The organism is Sphingobacterium sp. UBA7855 (genome assembly GCA_002500745.1).
In the GTDB taxonomy this organism is placed as follows: Bacteria; Bacteroidota; Bacteroidia; order Sphingobacteriales; family Sphingobacteriaceae; genus Sphingobacterium.
Genome location: DLST01000011.1, coordinates 371,177 through 396,805, shown reverse-complemented (window position 1 = coordinate 396,805; position 25,629 = coordinate 371,177). Strand labels below are relative to the sequence as shown.

The 25,629-nt window shown below is 38.7% G+C and carries 22 protein-coding genes; 15 read left to right on the top strand and 7 right to left on the bottom strand.

What is annotated here, in order from left to right; translation table 11 throughout:
- From B2107_RS10415 to B2107_RS10380, 8 genes are all read left to right on the top strand, one after another.
- A partial coding sequence (locus B2107_RS10415; RefSeq protein ID WP_293955561.1) for a hypothetical protein occupies positions 1-180 on the top strand: 180 nt, incomplete at its 5' end.
- A 473-nt stretch (positions 181-653) separates the two neighbouring features.
- Entirely contained in the window at positions 654-2,795 is a 2,142-nt protein-coding gene (gene ccoN, locus B2107_RS10410) for a cytochrome-c oxidase, cbb3-type subunit I (protein ID WP_293955560.1), read from the top strand.
- Positions 2,796-3,000: 205 nt separating this feature from the next.
- Positions 3,001-3,915 (top strand): cbb3-type cytochrome c oxidase N-terminal domain-containing protein, encoded by a 915-nt coding sequence (locus tag B2107_RS10405; RefSeq protein ID WP_293955559.1) that lies wholly within the window; start codon positions 3,001-3,003, stop codon positions 3,913-3,915.
- A 15-nt stretch (positions 3,916-3,930) separates the two neighbouring features.
- Entirely contained in the window at positions 3,931-5,319 is a 1,389-nt protein-coding gene (ccoG, locus tag B2107_RS10400) for a cytochrome c oxidase accessory protein CcoG (RefSeq protein WP_293955558.1), read from the top strand.
- 11 nt (positions 5,320-5,330) lie between these two features.
- Positions 5,331-5,753 carry a FixH family protein gene (locus tag B2107_RS10395; RefSeq protein ID WP_293955557.1) on the top strand — a complete coding sequence of 141 codons (423 nt, stop codon included), beginning with the start codon at positions 5,331-5,333 and terminating at the stop codon, positions 5,751-5,753.
- A 9-nt stretch (positions 5,754-5,762) separates the two neighbouring features.
- Positions 5,763-6,452 (top strand): sulfite exporter TauE/SafE family protein, encoded by a 690-nt coding sequence (locus B2107_RS10390; RefSeq protein ID WP_293955556.1) that lies wholly within the window; start codon positions 5,763-5,765, stop codon positions 6,450-6,452.
- Between the two features lie 56 nt (positions 6,453-6,508).
- Positions 6,509-7,972, top strand: a complete 1,464-nt coding sequence (gene cls, locus B2107_RS10385; protein WP_293955555.1) for a cardiolipin synthase — start codon at positions 6,509-6,511, stop codon at positions 7,970-7,972.
- A gap of 128 nt (positions 7,973-8,100) precedes the next feature.
- Positions 8,101-10,824 carry a carboxypeptidase-like regulatory domain-containing protein gene (locus B2107_RS10380; RefSeq protein WP_293955554.1) on the top strand — a complete coding sequence of 908 codons (2,724 nt, stop codon included), beginning with the start codon at positions 8,101-8,103 and terminating at the stop codon, positions 10,822-10,824.
- Positions 10,825-11,023: 199 nt separating this feature from the next.
- Here the strand turns inward: B2107_RS10380 and B2107_RS10375 are convergent, their stop codons facing one another.
- Positions 11,024-11,605: a thymidine kinase gene (locus B2107_RS10375; protein WP_293955553.1), complete on the bottom strand. Its 582-nt coding sequence runs from the start codon at positions 11,603-11,605 to the stop codon at positions 11,024-11,026.
- Positions 11,606-11,839: 234 nt separating this feature from the next.
- On the opposite strand from B2107_RS10375, the gene B2107_RS10370 reads away from it, so the two are divergent.
- Positions 11,840-12,817, top strand: a complete 978-nt coding sequence (locus B2107_RS10370) for a hypothetical protein (protein ID WP_293955552.1) — start codon at positions 11,840-11,842, stop codon at positions 12,815-12,817.
- Between the two features lie 94 nt (positions 12,818-12,911).
- Here the strand turns inward: B2107_RS10370 and B2107_RS10365 are convergent, their stop codons facing one another.
- On the bottom strand, positions 12,912-13,538 hold the full coding sequence (locus B2107_RS10365) for a hypothetical protein (RefSeq protein WP_293955551.1): 627 nt from the start codon (positions 13,536-13,538) through the stop codon (positions 12,912-12,914).
- A 185-nt stretch (positions 13,539-13,723) separates the two neighbouring features.
- Between B2107_RS10365 and B2107_RS10360 the strand changes: the two genes are divergently transcribed.
- Both B2107_RS10360 and B2107_RS10355 read left to right on the top strand, forming a co-directional pair.
- Positions 13,724-14,029, top strand: a complete 306-nt coding sequence (locus tag B2107_RS10360; protein ID WP_209582269.1) for a YbaB/EbfC family nucleoid-associated protein — start codon at positions 13,724-13,726, stop codon at positions 14,027-14,029.
- Between the two features lie 10 nt (positions 14,030-14,039).
- Complete coding sequence (locus B2107_RS10355; protein WP_293955550.1) at positions 14,040-14,723, top strand: metal-dependent hydrolase; 684 nt, start codon at positions 14,040-14,042, stop codon at positions 14,721-14,723.
- A 69-nt stretch (positions 14,724-14,792) separates the two neighbouring features.
- Here the strand turns inward: B2107_RS10355 and B2107_RS10350 are convergent, their stop codons facing one another.
- The 3 genes from B2107_RS10350 to B2107_RS10340 all read right to left on the bottom strand — a co-directional run bounded on the left by B2107_RS10350 (position 14,793) and on the right by B2107_RS10340 (position 18,761).
- Complete coding sequence (locus B2107_RS10350) at positions 14,793-15,614, bottom strand: UDP-2,3-diacylglucosamine diphosphatase (RefSeq protein WP_293955549.1); 822 nt, start codon at positions 15,612-15,614, stop codon at positions 14,793-14,795.
- A 314-nt stretch (positions 15,615-15,928) separates the two neighbouring features.
- Positions 15,929-16,792, bottom strand: a complete 864-nt coding sequence (locus tag B2107_RS10345) for an N-acetylglucosamine kinase (RefSeq protein WP_293955548.1) — start codon at positions 16,790-16,792, stop codon at positions 15,929-15,931.
- Positions 16,793-17,033: 241 nt separating this feature from the next.
- The gene (locus tag B2107_RS10340) at positions 17,034-18,761 is read right to left on the bottom strand and encodes an MFS transporter (protein WP_293955547.1); all 1,728 of its coding nucleotides are present in this window, start codon (positions 18,759-18,761) and stop codon (positions 17,034-17,036) included.
- Positions 18,762-19,062: 301 nt separating this feature from the next.
- Here B2107_RS10340 and rho point away from each other — a divergent pair, with 301 nt between their 5' ends.
- Together rho and B2107_RS10330 are read left to right on the top strand one after the other, a co-directional pair.
- Complete coding sequence (rho, locus tag B2107_RS10335; RefSeq protein ID WP_293955546.1) at positions 19,063-20,562, top strand: transcription termination factor Rho; 1,500 nt, start codon at positions 19,063-19,065, stop codon at positions 20,560-20,562.
- Between the two features lie 73 nt (positions 20,563-20,635).
- On the top strand, positions 20,636-21,322 hold the full coding sequence (locus B2107_RS10330) for a CDP-alcohol phosphatidyltransferase family protein (protein WP_293955545.1): 687 nt from the start codon (positions 20,636-20,638) through the stop codon (positions 21,320-21,322).
- On the opposite strand, the gene B2107_RS10325 is transcribed toward B2107_RS10330, so the two are convergent.
- Together B2107_RS10325 and folK are read right to left on the bottom strand one after the other, a co-directional pair.
- Positions 21,319-21,663: an Hpt domain-containing protein gene (locus B2107_RS10325; RefSeq protein WP_293955544.1), complete on the bottom strand. Its 345-nt coding sequence runs from the start codon at positions 21,661-21,663 to the stop codon at positions 21,319-21,321. The two genes, B2107_RS10330 and B2107_RS10325, sit on opposite strands and share 4 nt — an antisense overlap.
- The gene (gene folK / locus B2107_RS10320; protein ID WP_293955543.1) at positions 21,644-22,147 is read right to left on the bottom strand and encodes a 2-amino-4-hydroxy-6-hydroxymethyldihydropteridine diphosphokinase; all 504 of its coding nucleotides are present in this window, start codon (positions 22,145-22,147) and stop codon (positions 21,644-21,646) included. Before folK ends, B2107_RS10325 begins: the two co-directional genes overlap by 20 nt.
- 219 nt (positions 22,148-22,366) lie before the next feature.
- Here folK and sppA point away from each other — a divergent pair, with 219 nt between their 5' ends.
- Together sppA and B2107_RS10310 are read left to right on the top strand one after the other, a co-directional pair.
- Entirely contained in the window at positions 22,367-24,133 is a 1,767-nt protein-coding gene (gene sppA / locus B2107_RS10315; RefSeq protein ID WP_293955542.1) for a signal peptide peptidase SppA, read from the top strand.
- Positions 24,134-24,348: 215 nt separating this feature from the next.
- Entirely contained in the window at positions 24,349-25,539 is a 1,191-nt protein-coding gene (locus B2107_RS10310) for a phosphoglycerate kinase (protein ID WP_293955541.1), read from the top strand.
- Positions 25,540-25,629 lie beyond the last annotated feature (90 nt).

The following is a 25,629-nucleotide window of genomic DNA, read 5'->3' as shown; positions in this document are numbered from 1 at the left end:
AGTCAAGGGCTTCTTTCGTTTTTATACATACTTCCGTATTTCCATGTAGAGGCTATTGCCTATCCTTCGCCTATGGTTATCGCAGTACAGGAACGTCGGAGAGCCCGGTCCAGCGGCAGCTGCTCCGAAACTGCCGCTATCCTGCAACATTACTATTGGACAATCGTTTGCATTTCATAATTGCTTTATTACTTCGATTTGTCTGCTGCCGCTAAAAGATGTTGAGGCTGGTCTATCCGTAGCTGTTCCGCGACTGGCAACAACCTCAGTTGCATAATGCATCTTCATCGAAGTATCTTGATCAATCTCAGGCCAAATGAGCAATTGTATCGATAGTGGCTATTTTATAACTAAGGCAGAGGATTGTCGTAAGGTAACGACAACCTTTTCGATTGTAATAATAGGTCAACTTATATTGAAAGATACTGAGAAAAGTGATGGAGATCACTTTTGACTTCACAATTAATTATAGGAACGCCGATTCACCAAATTTTATTTCTGATAACTTATTTATATTCAGTAGCAAATTGTGTTTACGAAGGGAAAACCGAGATTGAGCTAAAAGTGATGCACATCACTTTTGTACGCATTGTGCATCATTAGATTGTCATAAAATGCTGCTTACTTTTGAAGCAGAATCAACAATTTAAGTAATGCAGTTAGAGCAATTTAATTACGACAATAAGATTGTCAGAAATTTCGGAATCGCTACCATTATTTGGGGGATAGTTGGTATGACCATAGGATTGCTTGTGGCGACTCAGCTTGTTTGGCCTCAGATGAACTTTGGATTGCAATTTACAACATTTGGCCGTGTACGTCCTGTACATACCAATGCGGTGATTTTTGCTTTCGTAGGGAATGGTATTTTTATGGGAGTTTATTACTCCTTACAGCGGGTGCTTAAAGCAAGAATGTTCAGTGATGCTTTGAGTAAGCTCCATTTTTGGGGTTGGCAATTAATTATTGTTGCCTCGGCTATTACACTCCCACTCGGTCTTACTTCAAGCCATGAGTATGCCGAAATGGAATGGCCTATTGATATCGCTATTACCCTTATTTGGGTTGTATTTGGTATCAATATGTTCGGTACTATTATCAAACGACGCGAACGTCATATGTATGTCGCAGTTTGGTTTTATATCGCCACATTTGTTACGGTCGCTGTTTTGCACATTGTCAACTCCATTCAATTGCCTGTAGCGGGCTGGAAAAGTTACTATGTGTACAAAGGTGTACAGGATGCGCTGGTACAATGGTGGTATGGTCACAATGCAGTTGCTTTTTTCTTGACAACTCCTTATTTGGGAATGATGTATTATTTCCTTCCTAAGATGGCCAACCGTCCAGTTTACTCTTACAAGTTAAGTATTCTTCACTTTTGGTCTTTAATCTTTATTTATATCTGGGCAGGTCCTCACCATTTGCTCTATACGGCGCTACCTGGTTGGGTACAGTCTTTAGGGGTTGTATTTTCCATTATGTTGATTGCTCCGAGTTGGGGCGGTATGATCAATGGCTTGTTGACCTTACGAGGTGCCTGGGATAAGGTACGTACAGAGCCTATGTTAAAATTCATGGTCGTGGCACTTACCTGTTATGGGATGGCAACTTTCGAGGGACCTATGTTATCCTTGAAACAAGTTAATGCAATTGCTCACTTTACCGATTGGATTGTAGCACACGTACACGTGGGGGCATTGGGATGGAACGGATTTATGACATTCGGAATTTTGTACTGGTTGATCCCTCGTATTTATAAAACAGAACTCTACTCTAAAAAACTGGCATCAACTCACTTCTGGATTGGTACACTGGGTATTTTGTTCTATGCAATCCCAATGTATTGGGCAGCTGTAGTGCAAGGTTTGATGTGGAAAGAATTCACACCAGAGGGCGTTTTGAAATATCCGAACTTCCTTGCGACGACATTAGAAATTCTGCCGATGCACATGATGCGTGCGTTAGGTGGGGCTCTTTATCTGTCTGGTGTGTTCTTGATGACGTTCAACTTGATCAAAACGATGAAAGGCGGAAAGCTTCTGGCCAATGAACCAGCGGAAGCCCCTGCATTATTGCCGGTTCAGGTAAACGAACAGTCTCAACACCGTCGCCTTGAACGTAAGCCAATTTTATTTATGGTGTTAGCGCTAATTGCCATCCTTATCGGAGGTATGGTCGAGATGGTACCGACGTTTACAATTTCTAAGAACGTTCCCACAATTGCTAGTGTGAAACCTTACACAGCATTGGAATTGCAAGGACGGGATCTGTATGTTAGAGAAGGCTGCGTGAATTGTCATACACAGACGATCCGTCCGTTTAGGTCAGAAACAGCGCGATATGGTGAATACAGTAAAGCTGGTGAGTTTGTGTACGATACACCGTTTTTATGGGGCTCGAAGCGGACTGGACCGGATCTGCACCGGATCGGAGGGAAATATCCGAACAAATGGCACTTTGACCACTTGATGGATCCAACAATTACTTCTCCTGGAAGTATCATGCCAACTTATCCATGGCTGATCGATCAGAAATTGGACAATTCTATTCTGCAGGATAAAATGAAAGCATTGCGCAAATTGGGTATTCCATATACCGATGCTGAAATTGAACATGCTGAACAGGATCTTACTAAGCAAGCGCAAAAAATTGCTGATGATCTGAAACAAAATCAAGTGAATGTGCTAGCTGATCGTGAGATTGTAGCCGTAATTGCATACTTGCAGCGACTTGGAACAGATATAAAAGCAGCGCCGAAGGTAGCTGATAATACTATTAACGCAAATCAATAAAGCGATGTTTAAGCAAATAACAAATCTAAACGGCAGTGAGCTTTATTTAATCGCATCACTTTGGATCTTCTTGATTTTCTTCATCTCAGTAGCAATTATGTTGTTCCGCATGAAAAGAGACTATGTTACTTACATGAAGGAATTGCCTTTGGAAGAAGACGAAACAGAAAAGGAACTGAATCATTCACCTGAAAGTCTATAATATATGAGTTTATTATTGGATACTGCACCGGCTACCGCAGAAGTTGTTCAATCTACGATAGGATTTGGTACAGATAATTTATACACAGATATCTTAATTATCGTATTGATTGTTGTGATGCTGGCTCTCCTCGCTTCGGCATTGATGGTCAATCGTGCGATGAAATCCATTATTAAGATTACCATGCCTGAATTGGCCAACGAGGAAAAACTCAAGAAGGCAGCAAACAAGGGTTGGATGAAAAGGTCATGGAACAAGATCATGGGGATCAGACCGATTTCAGAAGAGAAAGATATTGTCATAGACCATGAGTATGACGGTATTCGCGAATTAGATAATCCGATTCCAATATGGTTTAATTTCCTCTTTTACGGAACAATCTTTTTTGGTCTTGTTTACTTATTCGTTTATCAGGTTTCTGGTATAGGAATGAACCAAGATCAGGAATATGAACATGAAATGGTCATTGCTGAGAAAGAACGTCAGGCTTATCTGACAGCTTCAGCGAGTAACGTAGATGAAAGTAGCGTGGAGTTTCAGCCGGAATTGGCCGCCGATGGGAAAGCTATCTTTACGGCAAACTGCGTGGCATGCCACGGTGGAAGCGGTGAAGGTGGTATCGGACCGAACTTGACCGATAAGTTTTGGTTACATGGTGGTGAAATAAAAGATATCTTCAAAACCATTAAATATGGCGTTCCTGATAAAGGAATGGTGCCTTGGGAACAAACTTTGAGCCCTGCTCAAATTGCCCAGGTTGCGAGTTATATTGTCACATTAAGGGATACTAACCCTGCTAATCCAAAAGCTCCGCAAGGTGAAGAGGTTAACTATGGTAGTGGGCAGGCAGCAAGTGGAGATAAATCAGCAGAAGAAGGTAAAACAGATCAAGCTGAAACAGAAAAAAAAGCGGACTAATAAATCGAAATGACAATGAGTACAGTAGTATTGAATAATGCCAATAATGGTCGATCTAAGTCAAAAAAGAGACAATGGATTTATGCCAAGAAACCGCAGGGACAACTTTACAAAAAGAGACAGTGGGTTGGATATTCACTGCTACTGTTCTTATTTGTCGCTCCTTTTATCAAAATAAATGGCGAACCGTTTTTAATGTTTAACATTATTGACCGGAAATTCTCCATCTTAGGAAATCTTTTCTATCCGCAAGATCTTTACATATTCGTATTTGGCATGTTGATCGTGATGGTATGTGTGGTTTTGTTTACTGTTGTCTTTGGACGGGTATGGTGTGGGTGGACTTGCCCTCAGACCATTTTTATGGAATTGATATTTAGAAGGATCGAGTATTGGATTGAAGGTGATTGGCAACAGCAAAAAAAATTGGATGCAGGTCCGAATACGGATCAAAAGCAGTTTAAGAAATTGTTGAAACATAGCATTTTTTTGATCATATCGTTTTTCATCTCCAATATCTTTCTATCTTACATTATCGGTGTCGATGCTTTGTTAAAGATTATCACTGATCCGCTGGATCAACATATTGGTGGTCTTATCTCAATCACAATATTTACATTAGTTTTCTATGGTGTCTTTGCATATGTTAGAGAAATTGTATGTATAGCAATCTGCCCATACGGACGATTGCAAGGAGTACTCTTGGATGATCAGAGTATTACCGTTGCTTATGATCATAGACGTGGAGAACCTAGAGGAAAACATCAAAAGGATGTCATGACACCTCAGGGTGATTGTGTGGACTGCAAGCTCTGTGTCCATGTATGTCCTACAGGAATCGATATTCGAAAAGGCTTGCAATTGGAATGCGTAAGTTGTACGGCATGTATCGACGCCTGTGATGCTGTCATGGACAAAATCGGAAAGCCTAAAAAGTTAATTGGCTTTTATCCAATGGGCGAGATCGAGGGTACGCTCAAGAAAAAAAACAATACGAGAACGATAGCTTACTCCATCGTGCTGGTCGCTCTAATGACTGTCTTTTGTTTTCTATTGTTCAATCGTTCTCAGGTGGATGGAAGGTTACTCCGTGCAAAGGGAAGTACTTACCAGCTTCGTGACGATAAAACAATAAGCAACTTGTATTCTTTGGAATTGATCAATAAGTCTGGCAAAGAAATGCCTTTCAAGCTGGTCTGCGATGATCCTCGTTTAAAGATTCAGCTGGTTAACCCTATCCAAAAATTAGATAAAGATGGGCACGCAACTATGAGTTTTTTTCTCATTATAGCGAATAAAGACGTGGAGACTTATAAAAGTAATGTAAAATTAGCGATCTATTCGGGTGATAAGAAAGTGGAAAGTTTAAAAACTACTTTTATAGCGCCTCCCGGTATGAATTAAAATGAAAAACAATGAATTGGGGTACAAAAATTTTTTTAACCTTGGCGGTATTTATGTTGTGCATAGTCGGAGCAGGTGTCTATATGGTAAGCCATGACTCGGATAGTCTGGAGGAAGATGATTACTACGAACAGGGACTGAATTATGACCAAGCGTACGATAAAAAGCAGAATGTATTGACTATGAAGGAATCTCCGACTGTCGAAATCAGGAAAGACACCTTGTATATTCATTTTGTATCCAAAGAAAACAAAGGGAAATTGGTTTTTCGAAAGCCTTCTGACAATCGATTGGATAGAGAATTACCGTTTCAGACGACAGGTAATCTCTATACCCTTCCAATCTCCACGTTCGATAAAGGAATGTGGAACCTCTATATTGACTGGAAAAGTGCGGGTAAAGATTTTCTGTTTGAAGAGCATATTTTATTTTAGTTTAGGGAAATGAGCTATACTTATTTTGCTTTTTTCATGGGATTGTTTGGCAGTATACATTGTGCGGTAATGTGTGGTCCACTGATTTTTGCCATAGAAGGGAGACAGGGGTTGGGTTGGACAGTTTTCCTAAATAAAATATTATATCAATCCGGTAGGGTACTGACCTATGGTTGTTTGGGGCTGTTACTCGGTACGATAGGGACATTTGCACAAATTCAAGGTTGGCAGCGCAGCTTGAGCTGGGCCACAGGCATTATACTAATAGGAATTGCTTTGTTTCAGCTAGTCGGTAAGCATAACAAAACGATTGCCAGCTGGCAGACCAAAGCTGTGCAGCCTATTGTACGGTTGTTGTCTAAGTGGTTGTATAAGCCAGGGGGTAGCTTTATAGCTGGTGTGTTGAATGGATTATTACCCTGTGGCATGGTCTATATGGCACTCATGTCTTCCATCAATGCGGATAGTCCACTCCAAAGTTTTTTCTTTATGTTATGTTTTGGTTTGGGAACTATACCGTTGTTGTTTCTCTTTTCTTTTCTTGGAAATTTTTCCAAATCCTTCAAAATTGGATTTTCAAAGTGGGTACCTTTTCTATATTTCTTGTTGGGAATATGGTTTGTACTTCGTGGTGCCAATTTAGATATTCCCTATTTAAGTCCATTTATTCATGTTGAGGGTGCAATAAACTGTGTTTAACGACAACAATATGTCGGTACTAAATATTATATTTGGTCAAACCCTTAACATACAAAATGGAGGTACTTCATCATATCTTACAAATAATATTACAATATTATTGGATCCCTTTACTGATTCTTTACATTGGTGTAATTGGGACCATATTGATCGAAAACCGTAATCCATCCAAGACTATTGCCTGGATTATGGTCATTGTGTTTTTGCCCGGCATTGGTTTACTTAGTTACTATTTCTTTGGACAAAAATTTAAAAAGGTCAAAAGAATGAAACGGGTATACCGTGAGCAGTCTAAAAAGCTATTGGATGCTTGGCGTAAGGAATCCGAAATTATGGAGGAACATATTGATACGTTAAATGAGCGTATCGGAAGTTTAGCTATGGTGTTTCGATACCTCAAAAACCAAAAAATATCTACCTTTTCCCTGAATAACGAGGTGACGCTATTTATCAATGGGGAAGAAAAGTTTCCTGTGCTTATCGACCGGCTTAAAGCAGCCGAGCATTCCATCCATATGGAATATTACATTTGGGAAATGGATGAAATAGGCTGTGAAATTTTGCATATTTTAGAAGAAAAAGCAAAAAATGGTGTCACTGTGCGTCTAATATTAGACAGTTTTGGTGCGCCCGCTGTAATTAAATATTTGCGACGGAATAAACCTAATTTTGAATTTCAAGCCTTTCTTCCTGTTACTTTTAGCTCTTTGGCAAATAGTAACTACAGAAATCACCGTAAGATCGTGGTTATAGATGGCAAGATCGGCTTTGTTGGTGGGATCAATATTTCGGATCGATATATCAATAACGGAAAGAATGAGATTTACTGGCGGGATACGGCGATGATGGTAATCGGCGCAGCAGTAAATACCTTACAGATACAGTTTTGGAATAGCTGGAATCAGACAGAAGCGGAATCTTTTGAACTCGGGCGGGGTTATTTAAATCGATTTCCATTAACCAATGAAGATGCCAGCGGAGTAGGGTTCACAGCGAGTGATCCCGGATCGCCAGCACCATTCAATATGGAAGCAATTATTGCCGGTATAAATGAAGCTAAAGAGTATGTACAGTTGTGTACTCCATATTTTATTCCAAGCGATCAATTGACAACTGCTTTAATGTTGGCTGCTTCGTCGGGTGTTCGTGTGGATTTGATGTTGCCGGCCAAGTCTGATTCGTATTTCGTCCAACACGCTTCTTTTTCATTTATCAAGCCGCTACTGGAAAGAGGAGTTAATGTTTACCTCTATAAAAAAGGGTTTCTCCATGCTAAAACGGTCTGCATTGATGGAAAGCTGGCTTATATTGGTACGACAAACCTGGATATCAGGAGTTTTTATATCAATTTCGAAATTTCAGGAATTATCTCGGATAAAGCACTCTGTGACCGTCTGAATGCACAGTTTTTGGCTGATATTGAATTTTCAGATCTGATTACAATTCGAAGTTGGATGCAGCGAAGTCGTTGGAAACGAGGTGTAGATTCTATCTGCAGACTATTGGCTCCCTTGCTTTAAATAATCTTTAGGGCGTAGAGATTGACCCGATGAATAGGGATAATAAATGTTAAAAATAGCCCAATGCGGTTGGTCTTTGCTCAAAATTGAATATATTTAGCTATTCATTTTTTATTCTAAGACTTTCCATGAAGCACATAAAACTATTGACTTTATCGATAGGACTATTAAGAATAGGGACAACGTATGCGCAAACCGCACCTACACTGCCTATTAATACGATCGTAGAACGAGTTCAGAAATATTTTCAAGTGTACCCGGTTGAAAAGGTACATTTACATTTCGATAAGCCATATTATGCTGTAGGGGACACCCTTTGGTTTTCTACCTATTTATCCCGCAATTTGCCCGAATATGAGCCAAGTAAAATAGCATACGTTGAGGTGCTGAATAGCCGGGATTCCCTTATCCAGACTCTTCGGATTCCATTGGATAAAGGGGTAGGAAATGGGCAGATTGTGCTTGATCCTCAATTTATGGTTCAGGACAATTATCGGTTTAGAGGGTATACGAAATGGATGGCTAATTTCGATAATGCTTACTTCTTTAATAAAGTAATTCCCATTGGCGACGTAATCAATAAGAAATTGATTACGAATATTGAATTTCAAAATAATATTGGTGGCAATAAGACGCAGGCTGTTATACAGTTTCGCGATCGAACGGGAAAACCGATGATCAATTCAAAAATTAATTGGGAGTTTGTATCCGGGTGGGAAACGTATGATAAGGGTAAAGGTGAGACTGACGGATTGGGGAAAGTAACTATAAATCTGTCGGCGAAGGAAAAGTCGAATTTAGAAAAGGGACAACTGAAAATTAGTATTCAGGAAAACAAAAATGAAAAGCCGCTGTCTAGTTCTTTCTTACTCAAAAATGCCTTATGGGATGCCGACGTACAGTTCTTTCCTGAAGGAGGTGATCTGATCGCAGGCCTAGCTAAAAAGGTCGCATTTAAATCCGTTGGATCTGATGGAAAAGGGCTAAAGGTTAAAGGCAATATTCTGGATTCAAAGGGCAAGTCCGTTGCAGAGATTGAGGACTTTGGAACTGGAATGGGTTATTTTTCGCTGTTACCCCTTGCTGGAGAAAAGTATCAAGCTGTGATAAAGTTTGACAACGGGCAAGAACGCACATATAAATTGCCGGCTGTTGCGACGGACAAAGCAAACGTCGTTTTTGTGAAGCAGGATGCCACGAATGCGGAGTTCGCCGTGGTGACCAGTGAAGAAAATTTCTCAAAAAACCAAAGTCAATCTTATTATGTTTTGGTTCAGTCCAATGGGCACCTTTGTTTTGGGGCTCAAGTGAATCTAAAATCTTCCTCGGCGTTGGTTAATATTCCGAAAGAACGTTTACCAAACGGTATTGTACAAGTAACTTTATTGAGTCCGGAGGGAAAGCCTATCAGCGAGCGTCTGGCATTTGTTCAAAGCGAAAAACTTTTAAATATCCAAGTTACAAGTGATAAGCAGAGTTATAAGGCCAAAGAATTAGTGAACCTTAAACTTGCGGTGGACAACAACGGACAGAAATTTCCAGGAAGTTACTCCGTATCTGTAATCGATGAATCTAAAGTTCCCTATAACGATCAGGCGGACCTTTCTATCGTGAGTAACTTTTTACTAACTTCTGACCTGAAAGGAAATGTGGAGAATCCAAATTCCTATTTCGATGAAAAAAATGCCAATCGTGACAAAGCGCTTGATGCGTTATTAATGACACAGGGTTATCGTCGATTTGATTATCCAACACTTATTTCAGAGAAGTTACCGCAGATTAGTTTTCTCCCTGAGCAAGGTATAGAATTGTCAGGTACCCTTCGGATGAACACAGGGCGCCCTTTTCCAAATGGAGGCTTACTTTTATCGGTACCTTCCCGTAACATTAAAAAGGATGTGTATACGGATCAAAATGGACGATTCACATTTAAAGATCTGGTCTTTCCAGATTCATCCAAAGTAACGGTAAATGCCCGGTCCAATGACAATTACAGAAGTTTAGTTATTAATATGGATCAGAGCTTTTATCCTGAGATTGATAAGAACAACGGATATAAGAGCTATTTTATACCCAATATAGATCAGGCTTTTGCGCCTTATTTGGCCAATAGCCGAAAAGAATACCGAAAATCCATCTTGTTGGATGAAGTCGAAGTAACAGCCGTAGTAAAAAAAGTAATCACAAATAAAGATTTTCCTTCTATTTCGGGATTATCGATGCCCGAGCATCGTATTGAACCCGATCGTTTGACAGGGTGTAATGTGTTGACGATGTGCCTCCAAACGGTGTTGACGGGCATTACTTATGATCCGCAGACATTGAAATATTATGTTTCCCGCGATTACAATGCAGGTGGGCGTACACCTGTCCAATTCTTTCTCAATGGTATGGCTATTGATGAACCGGGCTTGAATAGTATCAATGTTGCAGATATCGAAGGTATCGAAATTTTCTTGCGCGATGAGTTGGGCACAGTCTCCAGAATGTATCAGAATAATGGTGTTGTTTCCATCTATACAAAGAAAGTAGAAGCTAAGAAACCACGGATGTCATTGAGTGAGATTGAAAGTATGTTACCGAAATCAAATGTTATCGATATGTATCCTTTGGGCTACATCAAAGAAAGAAAATTCTACGTTCCTAAATATGATACTCCAGAGAGAAAGGCTGTAAATGATTTGAGAACTACTATTTACTGGAATCCGAAAGTCTCCATATCAGAAACAGGGGAAGCTGCAATTCAATTTTATAATGCAGACGGAAATGGAAATTATAAAGTGATTGTTGAAGGGATGGACCAAACTGGGAATATTGGACGGAAGGTGATAAACTATAGCGTTCAGCCCTAACTATTACATAAGGACATAAAAAAGTGCAGCTCCTTGATGGGCAAGGAGCTGCTAACTAACCAATTATAAACCTAAATTATGAAAAGTATTTTGTCGCTCATTAAAGCGTTAATCTTCTATTTGTAGAGAATATTTCAAATTTTATGCCAAACTTTATTTGTATATTTTTTGGCAGATATTTATTGAATGCTTATTTGAATCAATTACTCAAATTAAAATAACAATGTCTGCACCGAGGTTCGTAGGCTTCTTTTTCACCTAAAAGCACCGTTGCCGTTTCACTGGTCAAGCGATAAGAATAATTTGCCGGAGCCCCGCATTGCATGCACACCGCGTGCACCTTTGTCACATGTTCAGCTACCGCCATAAGATGTGGTATTGGCCCAAATGGCTTTCCTTGATAATCCATATCCAGTCCTGCCACAATTACTCTAACACCACTGTTTGCCAATTTGACACATACCTCTGTCAAACCGTCATCAAAGAATTGCGCCTCATCGATTCCGACCACTTTAGTGGATGAACTTAAAAGTAGGATAGCGGAAGAATGATCGACAGGGGTTGATGGTATGCTGTTACTATCGTGTGAAACGACTAATTTCTCGTCGTATCGCTTGTCAACGGATGGTTTAAATATTTCAACATTCAGACGTGCATACTGCGCTCGTTTTAGTCTGCGAATCAATTCTTCTGTTTTGCCTGAAAACATGGAACCACAGATAATTTCAATGCTACCATATTGAGCGGGGCGCAAAGCCAAATTATGTTCGGAAAAAAGCATTTGATTAATTTAATTTTGTCGTACGGTCTACAAATAAGGTGATATTCGTATAATAACCTACTACTATATTCTGTTTTTGACGCTACTAATATCAGAATTAAATATTAAATTTGGGTAGCAAAAAAGTGAATGTAAATCCAAATATTTATAAATCAAAGGTTTGAGTTTTCCACTTTTAGGTTAGTTGAGGGTGTAGGTATGATAAACGATTAATTGGTGATTTCAAATATAATTATGGGTACTCAAGAGGAAATTTTTAATAAGATAGGTGATTTATTACAGGATTTAAATGGACAGTATCTGACCTTGTCAGAACGAGACGGCTTGTCGGAAATTAATGAATTAGTCCTATTGGAGGCTAAGGCACAAGCTGCGGCAGCCTATATAACGCTACTCAAGACAACAACTGTGCTTTGTGAAGATCCATCGAAGCATACGTTAAATTCAGCCGCATTGGAAAGTAAGAAGATTGCATTCAACGATTATTTTACGCCGCCTTCTACCATTAGAGCAGCGGCGCAGCAATTTGTCGCTGAGCAGCCCGCAAAGGTAGTTCAGGAAACGGAGCAGGTTCAAGATTTTAAATCCTTAAAAGACGAGAATTTGGTGGAAGAGCGCGAGAGATCGGTAACTTACGAAAGCGGACCATTGAAATCGGAGGAATCTATCCCTGTTGCTGATGAATCTGTAGATTCTAGTATAACAGGGTCTCAGGTAGTTGAGCCACCTTATCAGGTCGAAAAGGAGGCAACCTCACCGATGGAAGAAGTGAATGTCTTTGTTAAAGAAGTGGTTGAAGAACCCAAAGAAGTTATTATTGAACAGCCCAAGGAAGTTCTTATTCAGGAAGAAATCAACACTGTAGTTGAGGAAGTTCCTGCTAGACCATTAACTTTAAATGAAATCATTTCTCAGCAGAAACAAGCAGGAGTGCAAAATCGAGTCTATCAGGTAAATCAATCTGGAAGTAATGATAAACTCACAGATATTAAAACAGGTATAAGCTTAAATGATAAACTTTTGTTTATTAAAGATTTGTTTAATGGCTACAGCTTGGCATATAGCGAGGCAATAGAATTATTAAATAGATTTACAAGCTATGCGGAAGCGGATGCGTTTTTACAAACAAATTATGCGATTAAAAATAGGTGGGCGGATAAACCGAATACCGTTGAAAAATTATACAATGTCCTGCGTAGAAGATTTAGCTAAAATATTGCAGAAGATATAACTATAATATTAAAACAATAGAAAAACAGCTCTCACAATATCGGAGCTGTTTTTTTGTGCCGATACTTCAGATTTATCAGTTTAGTTGAAATTGTAACCAATCATTTCCTTCGTGACCGTATACAAAATATTTGGGCTGAAGAATTTCAGCTAATGATTCGAGTTCCTTTAGATAATTGTATCCTGGAATCTGTGCAAACTGTTTATCGGTCATCATAAAAACCTGATCTAGCTCGATAGCTTTGGATGAAGTTATCGATGGCGTATTCAACAATTTAGGTAGCTGGGTAAACATTTGTTCGCCATGGCCAATGACAATGATTTTGTCGGCTTCACTTTCAGTCGTCACTGGAACACCACCTGCAATCTTTATGGCTTCATGTAGATAAGCTGAATGGTTAATTTCAAGAGGTTCAATCTGATCTACCACCAAGACTTTAGGCCTATCAGTAGCCGAGATAAACTTAAGTTTATGGATGAGGATATTCGTTTCATCTTCAATTTTTTCAATGAATTCATCGGTTTTATCACTAGCATCGAGTTTATTGCCGATGCTTTTGACATAGGTGATCATATCATCGATATCCACGATTTGAGGCTGCACTGAAAGTAATTTGTTATAAGTTTCCGCTGGAATAGCTGCTGAATTTAGGTTCAGCTGGTCCAAAATATGGGCGACAAGTTTTTCTTGATTGCTTTGCATACCACAAAAATACAAAACCTTCACGACTTCGTAGACACCAAGAGCAATGAAAGCGAACTGAAGGTTCTTTCTATCTATAAGGACAGCCAATTTCAGAAAAAGAGGTGAGTACTTTAGAAAGTAAATTAGCGATAGTAGGTATGCACATATTTTTGTAAATTGGCATAAAATAAATGCTATAAAATATGTTTGACAAATTATTTGAGGCCCAACAAAAGGCAGAGGAAATTAAGAAAAGACTGGATTCAATTTCTGTTTCCGGTGAGGCGGAAGGTGGATTAATCCGTGTGGTGGCGACAGCAAATAAAGAGATAAAAGAGGTAATCATCGATCCTGTATTTTTATCAAACGCGGATAAGGAAGAATTGGAAGAATTACTTGTGGTTGCTTTGAATAAGGCTATTGTTCAAGCTGAGAATATCAGCCAGGCTGAAATGCAGGCAGCTAGCAAGGATATGTTGGGAGGACTGGGCGGATTATTTAATCAATAAGGTGACCATCATGAAAGCGACATATTACGGACAATCTTGCGTGGAGTTTGATTTTGACGGGATAAAGGTACTTATGGATCCATTTATCACCTATAATCCATTGGCAAAAGAAATCGACGTCGATTCGATTAAACCAGATTATATCTTTTTAAGCCACGGGCACCAGGATCACGTAGCCGATATGGCTGCGATCCAAAAAAATAGTAATGCTACTGTTTTAGCAATTGTTGAAACCGCAGACTGGGTCCGCAGACAGGGAGTTGCCGATGATAAAGTCATCGAATTTAACTTAGGTGGAACTGTTCAGCTGCCATTTGGTTCGGTAAAAATGGTCTATGCTGCACATACGAATAGTACACCTGACGGTCGATACGGAGGGTTTCCAGTAGGTTTTGTTTTCAATGTGAAGGGCAAACGAATTTATTTTGCAGGGGACACGGCTTTAACCATGGAAATGAAATTATTGGCTGAAATGAACCTCGATTGGGCCTTTTTACCGATAGGAGGGCATTACACTATGGACGTGGATGATGCAGTCAAAGCGGCTGAATTTGTGAACTGCGCCCGGGTGATCGGAATCCATTATGATTCGTTTCCGCCAATCACTATCGATAAGCAACAAGCGTTGGATAAATTCCAAAATGCGGATATATCACTATCATTACCTGAAATCGGTACGACAGTTGAGCTTTAAAGTCAAAAGAGCCGAGCTAACTCGGCTTTTTTCTACGATGCAGCTTTTTCAGATTTAATTCCTTTGTATCTATGAGGATATGACAATTTTTTTAAGATCTTCCAAACTGAATAGGGGAATATCGATGATTTTGTTTTTAAGTATTTGTTCTTTGTTTTCTTCAAAATAGAACAGTTTCCATTCACCATTTTTATATTCTAAACTACTGAGGTTTTCAATCCAATCACCAGAATTCATATACGTACAGGTTCCTTTACGGGTAATGACTTCTTTGATTTGAGGTTGATGTATGTGTCCACAGATGACAAAATCGTAGTTTTTTTCTATGGCTAACTCGGTTGCTGTATGTTCAAAATCCGATATATATTTTACTGCCTTTTTAACAGAGCTTTTAATTTTTTTTGACAGGGAGAATTTCTCCTTACCCATTTTGTCAAGACAGTAATTAATAATGTTATTGAGCTGTATAAGTTTATCATAACCCCACCCACCCAGTTTTGCCAACCATTTAGAATGATGAATGGAAGCGTCAAAAACATCCCCATGAAAGATCCACACTTTTTGGTTATTGAGGGAGAGAAGTAATTTATTGCTCAGCTTGATATTACCTAATTTAAGGTCTGTAAACTTGCGCAACATTTCGTCGTGGTTGCCCGTGATGTAATGTACTTCTGTACCTGAGGAGCTCATGTCAATTATTTTTTTGATGACTTTGAGATGTTCTTGCGGAAAGTAGCTTTTTTTAAATTGCCAAATGTCTACAATATCGCCGTTCAATATCAATATTTTGGGAGATACTGACTCCAAGTAAAGTAAAAGTTCTTTTGCTCTACTGCCGTAGGTACCTAAGTGTAAATCTGAGATTACAAGTATATCAAGGCTTCTTTTCATTTGCAATAATTTTTTATTTATCTCTGTTTAGAATGATGACTCAACCTGAGTTGAACCACACTGATTTTATTCGATAAATCTCTTATCTTCTTTTACAAAAGAAAGATACATTTATTTTGTACCTATGAAATTATCGTTATTAAATCATTAAAATATCTTGTAAAAAGGTTTAAATAGTTAATTGGAAATTAATGCACTCAGCAGATATGAACTATTTTGATCGTTAAAGAAGTTGGAAACTGAAGTATGCTATACTAAAAAAGGTATCCAATAAAAATTGGATACCTTTTCACTATGTTAAAGATTGTGTTCTTTTATTTGGCAGTTGCTGTCGCTCTATCAATATGAAATTGTACCAAATCGTCAATTGGAGAGCGTAAGATTTTACCTACTTTCATTCCATATTGTTCAGCTTTTTCAGCCAATACATTTCTGAAATTATAGCCTACTGAACCTATACAGTTGAAGGTATAGCTCTGATAATTCGGGTATTTGCTGACAAGGTTTCTGAAAAAAGCTTCAAAAGCTTCATCGACGATATTGCGCGTATATTCGATATTGACGTTATTGTCATAAACAAATTTGCTAAAACTAGCACAGAAACGATTAGGCATAGGCTTGGTATAAACCGCATCCATAATTTCGTCTTTTGTCATTTTATACGTATTATAGAATACTTCCTTCACATCTTTGGGCATTAAATTACGAACATAATCTGCTAGTAATTTTTTACCGATATAACTACCAGAACCCTCATCACCTAAAATATAAGCGCCGGAGTCGATGTTCAATGTGATTTCTTTGCCATCATAAAGGCAGGAGTTTGTTCCTGTTCCTAGTATCGCAGCAAATCCGGCTTGAGTTCCTAATAATGCTCTTGCTGCCGCAAGAAGATCATGTCCTACTTCAACTTCGGCTGTTGTAAATACTTCTTTCAAGGCATTAACTACGATTTGTGCTTTTTCCTTGTTGTGGACTCCGGCACCATAATAGTTTACTTCCGAGATTTTTTCAAAAGGCAAATCTTGCGGTAGTCCTTTTTTTAGGGAGTTTACAATGTATTCACTATCAACAAAATAAGGATTATATCCTTCTGTATTGAAGTAGATTTTTTTATTCGAATCGTCTAACAAACACCAGTTTGTTTTTGTTGATCCCCCGTCAGCAATGATTATCATTATTGAGTAGTTTTAATTGTGTTTAATCGTTATAAAATGAGTAATCAATCATTAATCAATTCCCCGAAAATACATTTTTTAATTTTAAATATCATAATTTATCCGTTGATTTTTCGAAAAATAAATTTTTGTCATTAAGTCAGTAGATAAAAAAACAGGCTTAACAATATCGCTAAGCCTGTTTTTGAGCTGTGTAATAAAATTGTTTAAATAGTGTACTATTTACAATTAGTGAGGGGTATTAATGTCCTCCTTCAGCCTCTATTTCGTCAATGTTGATTCCTTGTTTTGTTAATATTCCCTTCACAAAGATCGCAAAGAAAACAACATAACAGAATCCGACCAATGGTAGAATATATGAATTGTGAATACCGATAATATCTGCTAATTTTCCTTGGATCGGAGGAAGAACACCTCCCCCAAGAATCATCATAACGAGGAATGCCGAGCCTTGAGCGGTGTATTTACCCAAACCAACAATAGATAAACTGAAAATGGACGACCACATAATTGAACAAGCAAGACCTCCTGATAAGAAAGCATAGATAGCGATTGTACCCGATGAGAACAACCCAACCAACATGGCAATAATTCCGAATAATCCGAAAATAATTAATGTGCGAGCAGGTTTCTCTTTACTTAGGTAGAATGCTACAATTTGAAGAATAATACACACAACATAATAATAGAGGTGTGACATTTCAAATCCAGCGAGTGTATTAACTCCAATAATAATAGAGAAGGCAACGAGTGGAACTATGACCAACAAACCATTTTTGGTGGTTTTAGTTAAGTTAAACGCGGTTATTGCGCCTGCCCATCGGCCGATCATCATACTCCCCCAGTACATAGATACATAAGGTGTAATTTGTGATGATTGCAGGTGACCAAATTCTTTCAGGGTTAATAATTCGCCAAGGTTACTACCAATGGCTACTTCGATACCAACATAGATAAACAAAGCAAGCATACCTAAAGCCAATTGAGGGTATTTCATCGCACCCCAACCTTCTGGATTCTTTTGGGCACTTTTATTAGAGAATAACAAACCACCAATAACAACGACCAAAGCGCCTGCTAACCAAAGCATACGCTGTGTTTCGAGAGGTTTGGCAAGTTCTTTAATCTGTAATTTGAGTTGATCGATCTGAACGGGATCGGTTAAACTCGAAACTTGTTTGTGTAATTGCTCTACTTCTAAGGCTAAATCACTTTTATAGCTTAAGAAAACGGGTGTGAACATACCGAAGAGCAAAACAGTCATAATAATCAATGTACGTAAAGCTTTGTTCGCTTTTTCCATTGGCTCGTCGCTAATCCCAGCAGGAACTTTTTTACTGAAATTAAATAGCGCTGCAGCTAAAATAAACAACAGGCCAACGCCTATATAGAGATAGACTACTTTATTTAACGGAAGGTTGGCAATTTCGGAGTCTGAAATAGGTTCAAATGTTCCGAATAACGAAAATCCGATAACAAGCGGGCCTATTGTTGTACCGAAAGAGTTAATACCACCTCCGAGGTTGACCCGAGACGCACCGGTTTTTGGGTCACCCAACAAAACTGCGAATGGATTTGCCGCGGTCTGTTGTAATGAAAAACCCAGTGCAACGACGAAGAGGCCCAACAACATACCAACATAGAGGTTCACTTCGACAGCAACGATCATGGCTGCAGCACCTAAAGCTGAGAAAAGTAAACCATAAACGATACTCTTTTTATATCCCCATTTTCCAACCAGGTCTTTTCCACCAATTGAACTGAAAATAAACAGTAGCAATGCGCCGATATAATAGGCTGTATAAAAAGCAAAGTCAATCAGCTGCGATTGAAACTGATCTAAATGAAAGTAATTTTTGCAGAATGGTATAAAAACACTGTTCCCTGCGGCAATGAACCCCCAGAAGAAAAACACAATAATTAGTGTGTAAAGCGCGGGGTAATTAGTTTTAGTTTGTTGCTGTTCCATATAAGGGATCTAAAAACTTAAATTTTGAAAGGTACGAACTTATGAAAAAAAATATAAATTCAATCTAAAAATGTTGTTAAATCGTTTTACTAGTTACAATAGTAAATATTTTTTTTGAAATATTTTGAAATAACAAAATTTGTTTTTTTCTTTGTCAAGGTTCTCAATATTTAATCCGCTTCGGATTTAAAAGAAATCATTAAGTTCTTCATCTCACTTAATCTTGGAAACTCGCTTAAGTGTTATCAGAATTCAGAATAAAGCTCAAAAAGAAAATCCAAAAATCATACACAACACATTAATGGATATTAACGAATTAAACGCTAAACTCGTATCAGAATTGCGCGAGATTGCTAAGTTGATCGGTATCGCAGATGCTGATAAATTGCGTAAACAAGAATTAATCGAAAGAATTAGTAATACTGGCGCAGAAGAGGAAGCCGCTCCAGCTTCAGCTGAAAAAGTATCAAAAGTAGAGGAAGATAGTCAGGAACATGCTGAACGTACACGTAAACGTGTGCGGACCATTAAAACTGCGGAACCTGTAACGGTAAGGAAACGTGAAGTTTCTGAGCATGAAGAACCCACCGTTGCAGCTGCGGACACAACAGCAGCAGATAAAGGCGCCCAACCTGAGAAAACCATTCAAACTCCTAAAGCAGAAAACACTTCTTCAAGTACAGATTTCGATAATGTAATTGTTAATGAAGGGGTATTGGAAATCATGCCCGATGGTTATGGCTTCTTACGTTCTTCTGATTACAATTATTTGACATCCCCTGATGATATTTATGTATCACAATCTCAAATCAAATTATTTGGCTTGAAAACAGGAGATACGGTACGAGGCTGTATCCGCCCACCTAAAGAAGGGGAGAAATATTTTCCTTTGGTCAGAGTAGAGGCTATCAATGGACAAAATCCTGCAGAGGTACGTGATCGTGTACCATTTGATTATTTGACACCATTGTTCCCAGATGAGCGTTTAAATTTGGATATGGGCGTTGGAAATTATTCTACGCGTATCATGGATTTATTTACGCCTATCGGTAAGGGGCAACGTGGATTAATCGTTGCGCAGCCGAAAACGGGTAAAACAAACTTGTTGAAAGAGGTTGCGAATGCTATAGCAAAAAATCATCCGGAAGTTTATCTGATTATTTTATTAATCGATGAGCGCCCAGAGGAGGTGACCGATATGGCAAGAAGTGTTCGTGCTGAAGTTGTCTCTTCTACATTTGATGAACCGGCTGACCGCCATGTTAAGATTGCGAATATCGTGCTTGAGAAAGCAAAGCGTATGGTAGAGTGCGGACACGATGTCGTTATTTTGTTAGACTCAATCACGAGATTGGCTCGTGCATATAACACAGTTGCGCCTGCGTCTGGTAAAATTTTGTCAGGTGGTGTGGACGCTAACGCTTTACATAAGCCAAAACGTTTCTTTGGTGCTGCCCGGAATATCGAAAACGGTGGTTCATTAACTATTTTAGCTACGGCATTGACAGATACAGGATCTAAAATGGATGAAGTTATCTTTGAAGAATTCAAAGGTACGGGTAATATGGAACTACAGCTGGATCGTAAATTGGCAAACAAACGTATCTTCCCGGCAATCGATATTACGGCATCCAGTACGCGTCGCGATGATTTGTTGACCGACAAAGAAACATTGCAACGCATTTGGGTACTTCGTAACCATTTGTCCGATATGAATTCTACAGAGGCTATGGAATTTTTACAAGGACAATTGCGTGGAACTAAATCAAATGAAGAATTTTTGATCAGTATGAATGGGTAATTCCATCAAATTTTGATATTTTAGCCATCATTTGAAAAAAATGATGGCTTTTTTTATAATGTAGATCCTGTATATGAAAAAACATATTCCCAATTTGCTGACTTGTCTAAATTTATTTAGTGGGTGTATCGCTGTGTTAATGGCCTTACAAGGTAATATTAAAATTGTTACCATCTGTGTGTTTGCGTCGGGGATATTTGATTTTTTTGATGGAATGGTAGCGCGTCTGCTTCATGTTAAATCGTCGATTGGGAAGGAACTTGACTCGTTGGCCGATATGGTTAGTTTTGGCTTTTTACCTGGAACAATCATGTTTACTTTATTGTCAAAGGTATTTCCTGATGGCTCTTTATATCCTTATTTGGGATTTATTATTACAGTCTTCTCGGCTTTGCGTTTAGCCAAGTTCAATTTGGATGAGCGCCAAACTTCTGATTTCATCGGCCTCAATACACCAATGAATACATTTTATGTGCTCTCACTTCCGTATATTGCTGATACCTATCCCCAATTTGTTTTAAATCCGTTAATTTTAATCGGTAGTGTTTTTTTAACAAGTTATCTATTGGTGAGTGAAATTAGGTTGTTTTCGATGAAATTTAGTTCCATGGAATGGAAAACAAATAAATATCGGTTTATATTTCTGATCTTGACTTTGATCTTTTTTATGATTGGTCAATTTATGGCTCTTCCTATTATTCTTATTTTGTATTTCATTTTATCTGCATTGCATTTCAATAAAAAAAACGATCTGGCTTAGATCGTTTTTTCATATTGTTCTAATTCAAAAAGGAGTTCCTTCATCTCGATATCGATGATACTGAAAGTTGCCCGCAATATCTCTAAAGATTCCTTGTTTTTTGCCTGGCTCTCCAATTCTTCCAACTTTTCTTTCAGATGAAAAGCACCTATATAGTCCATTGTCGGTTTGATATGATGGGCGGCATCACCAATTTTCTGCAGGTTACCTTCAGCAAGTGCCTGACGGAGTTTATCGAGATCGACAGGTGTTTGAATAAGGTACATGGATACAAATTGTTTAATTAATTCTTGATTGTCGAACATGTTTAGGCTGATCAGTTCAATGTCGAGATGGTTCATTGTTGCTTGTTTTCTTTACAGGTAAATCGTCTTTGCATTTATCCAATAAATATACATTATTTTTTTTGTAAACAGGGTGAACATAGTCGGGGGCGATTTCCGCTAAGGGTTCGAGTGTGAACCTACGTTGGGCAATGTAGGGGTGTGGAATCTGAAGTGATGGTAGGTCGATGATTTCTTGGTTGAAGTAGAGTAGGTCGATGTCAATAACTCTTTCGCCCCACTTTTCCTTACGTACGCGTCCTAATTCCTGTTCGATATGCTGTGTTAGTTTTAAGCATTCTAAGGGTGGTAATTCGGAAGCTACCAAGATAACCTGATTTAAAAAAGCAGGTTGGTCTCTAACTCCCCAGGCAGCAGTTTCATAAATTGACGATGCTTCAATTAGCTCTCCAGCATGTTTCTCGAGCTGCTTTCTCGCTAAATTAAGCTGCTGAAAGCGATCCCCTAGATTGGTGCCCAATAGGATATATATCTTATTCATATTGCAAAAATAGGCTTTTGAGGGATTTAATGATGAAGTTTGCCTGTTAATTCCATCTGATTATGCAAATTTCTGTTAGCGAGTTAGCTCACGTTGGGAAGAAAATATGATATAGATGAAATAAAAGACTGTGTGAATAAAAAATATTGCATTACCTTTAATGGAAAATAGCGCATTCGATTGGTAGAGCTTGTTATTAATCGGATATAATTACAAAATATGAAATCATTTTTTAAATATGTACTGGCAACAATTACAGGGATTGTAATCTCTTTTGTTGTGTTGTTTATTGTCTTGATGGGAATTATTGGAGCGATTATCAGCTCGGCATCCTCTGATCAGGAAGTTGTTGTTAAAAGCAATTCGGTTTTATACCTGTCTTTTGATTATGATATTACCGAAAGAAGTGAAGCCAATCCGTTGGGGAGTCTCAATCTTCCCGGTTATTCGACCAAAAATATTGGACTAGATGATATTTTGGCAAGGATCAAGTATGCGGCTACAGATGGAAATATTAAGGGTATTTATTTAGATGCGAGTCATGTCGGTGTTGGCTTTGCAAGTTTAAAGGAAGTAAGGGACGAACTTTTGGCCTTTAAAAAGACGGGTAAATTTGTTGTTGCTTATAATGCCGGCTACGACCAAAAGGCTTATTATGTGGCGAGCATCGCTGATAAGGTATATGTTAATCCACAAGGTACAATCGATTTTAAAGGGTTGGCAAGTTCGACGATGTTTTATAAAGACTTGCTGGACAAGGTTGGTGTAGAGATGCAAATTGTCAAGGTAGGTACCTTTAAGAGTGCTGTTGAACCTTACTTTTTGAATAAAATGAGTGAGCCCAACCGTTTGCAGGTAACTTCTTATTTGGGAAGTATATATACTACTTTTATTGATGAAATAGCAGCAAGCAGAAAAATTTCTTCGGATTCATTGCGGGCGATAGCAAATAACTATTTAGTTCGGGATGCGGACGATGCGGTAAAATATAAGCTTGCGGATGCCAAGCTATATAAAGACGAACTTTTATCGGACTTGCGAAAACGTTTGAAAATTTCGGAAAAAGATGACATATCGTTCGTTTCCCTATTGGATTATAATAAGAAGGTAAAAGGAGATGTGAGTGGATCTGAAGTCGCAGTTCTTTATGCTGCTGGAGAAATTGTTGACGGTGAGGGGACAGGACCGGGTCAAATCGGTGGTGATAAATTTTCCCGTGAACTACGGAAATTAAGAGAAGATGATGCTGTTAAAGCTGTTGTTTTGCGTGTCAATTCTCCTGGTGGATCTGCTCTAGCATCGGATATTATCTGGCGGGAGGTTGTTTTGACCAAGAAAGTGAAACCTGTAATCGTATCGATGGGAGATTTAGCTGCATCAGGGGGGTATTATATCTCGGCGGCAGCAGATTCGATATTTGCCGAACCGACTACAATTACAGGATCTATAGGTGTATTTGGTGTAATTCCTAATTTCCAAAATCTGATGAACAATAAAATTGGAGTGCATTATGATGGTGTAAAGACGGGTAAGTTTGCTGATTTGATGACTTCTTTCGATCGGCCGTTGACAGCAGAAGAAAGGGATATCATCCAGCGGGAAGTGGATAAAGTATATGGTACATTTACTAAAGTTGTTGCAGATGGCCGCAAATTATCCATCGCTGATGTGGATAGCATTGGACAGGGAAGAGTTTGGACTGGCGCGCAGGGAGTGAACAATAAATTGGTTGACCGACTGGGTAACTTGGATGCCGCAATTCAGGCTGCCGCTAAAAAGGCCAAATTGAGTAACTATAAAGTGTTCCAGTATCCGGAGAAAGAAGATCCTTTTACCTCAATATTGAATAATTCGAAAGAGAAAGTTCAAGTTTGGCTTGCCAAAGAGCAAATGGGCGAGTACTATCGCTATTTTGATGTTATGAAAAAAGCTACAGCACAGACGGGAATACAGGCGAGATTGCCTTATAGCGTTGAGATTCATTAGTAATTGATTCGTAAAGGAAGCTCAACCGTAGTATGGTGTAGGTAATTACAATTTATAATGATGCGGGTAGTTCTTACGTTGCGTGCTGATAAGTTCAATCTAAGTTAGGAATTGCCATGAATAAATAATTATTTCTAATGAAAGCAAATGCTTTTTTTTATATTTAGCTGTTCGTTTGACAAAACGACCTAATCCCAAATCAATAAAGTTACAGAATGAAAACAGTAGACGATTTAAATTTTGCAGGTAAAAAAGCCTTGGTACGTGTGGATTTCAACGTGCCTTTGGATGAAAATTTCAATATTACGGATGATAATCGTATCCAGGGAGCGGCTCCAACGATAAAGAAGATTTTGAAAGATGGTGGAAGCGTGATATTGATGTCCCATTTAGGAAGGCCAAAAGATGGTCCTACTGATAAGTATTCATTAAAACATATTGTTTCTCATCTTTCACAGGTTCTAGGCACTGATGTTCAGTTTGCCAATGATTGTATTGGTACAGAAGCAATAGAAAAAGCCGCGGCTTTGCAGGCTGGTCAGGTTTTGTTGCTAGAGAACCTACGCTTCTATAAAGAAGAAGAAAAGGGAGATGTTGAATTTGCTGAGAAGTTGTCAAAATTAGGTGATATCTATGTGAACGATGCTTTCGGTACAGCCCACAGAGCTCATGCTTCGACAGCTATTGTTGCTCAATTTTTTCCAGGAGCTAAATATAGTGGTTATCTGATGGCAGCTGAGGTCGGAAATGCGGAGAAGGTGTTGAATAATCCGGTTAGACCTTTTACCGCTATTATGGGTGGAGCGAAAGTTTCAGATAAAATTCAATTGATCGAAGCGCTATTGGATAAAGTTGATAATCTCCTGATAGGCGGAGGTATGGCCTATACATTTATTAAAGCTAGAGGTGGCGAAATTGGCAAATCATTGGTGGAGATGGATAAACTTGATTTAGCAAATGAGCTTGTTCAAAAGGCGAAAGAAAAAGGTGTAAACCTAGTTATTCCCACTGATGCGCAGATAGCAGATGCATTTTCCAACGATGCTAATGTATATGATGGGCCAAATGACCAAATTCCTGCAGATTTGCAAGGCTTAGATATTGGTCAGGATTCTGCAGCAAACTTTGCGTCGATCATTAAAAATTCTAAAACAGTTCTTTGGAACGGTCCAATGGGTGTGTTTGAATTTGATACTTTCGCAAAAGGTACTAAAGCGGTGGCTGATGCAGTTGTGGAAGCAACGAAGAATGGAGCTTTTTCTTTAATAGGTGGCGGTGATTCCGCTGCTGCTGTAAGTAAATTCGGTATGACTGAAGATGTAAGTTATGTCAGCACAGGCGGTGGTGCACTTTTGGAATACATGGAAGGAAAGGTACTTCCTGGCGTAAAGGCACTCGAAGATTAATATAAATTAAATCTTTCAGGAAAGGGACAGCATTGCGTTGTCCCTTTTTGTATTTTAAGGATAGCGCTATTGCTCGTGTTGAACTATGGA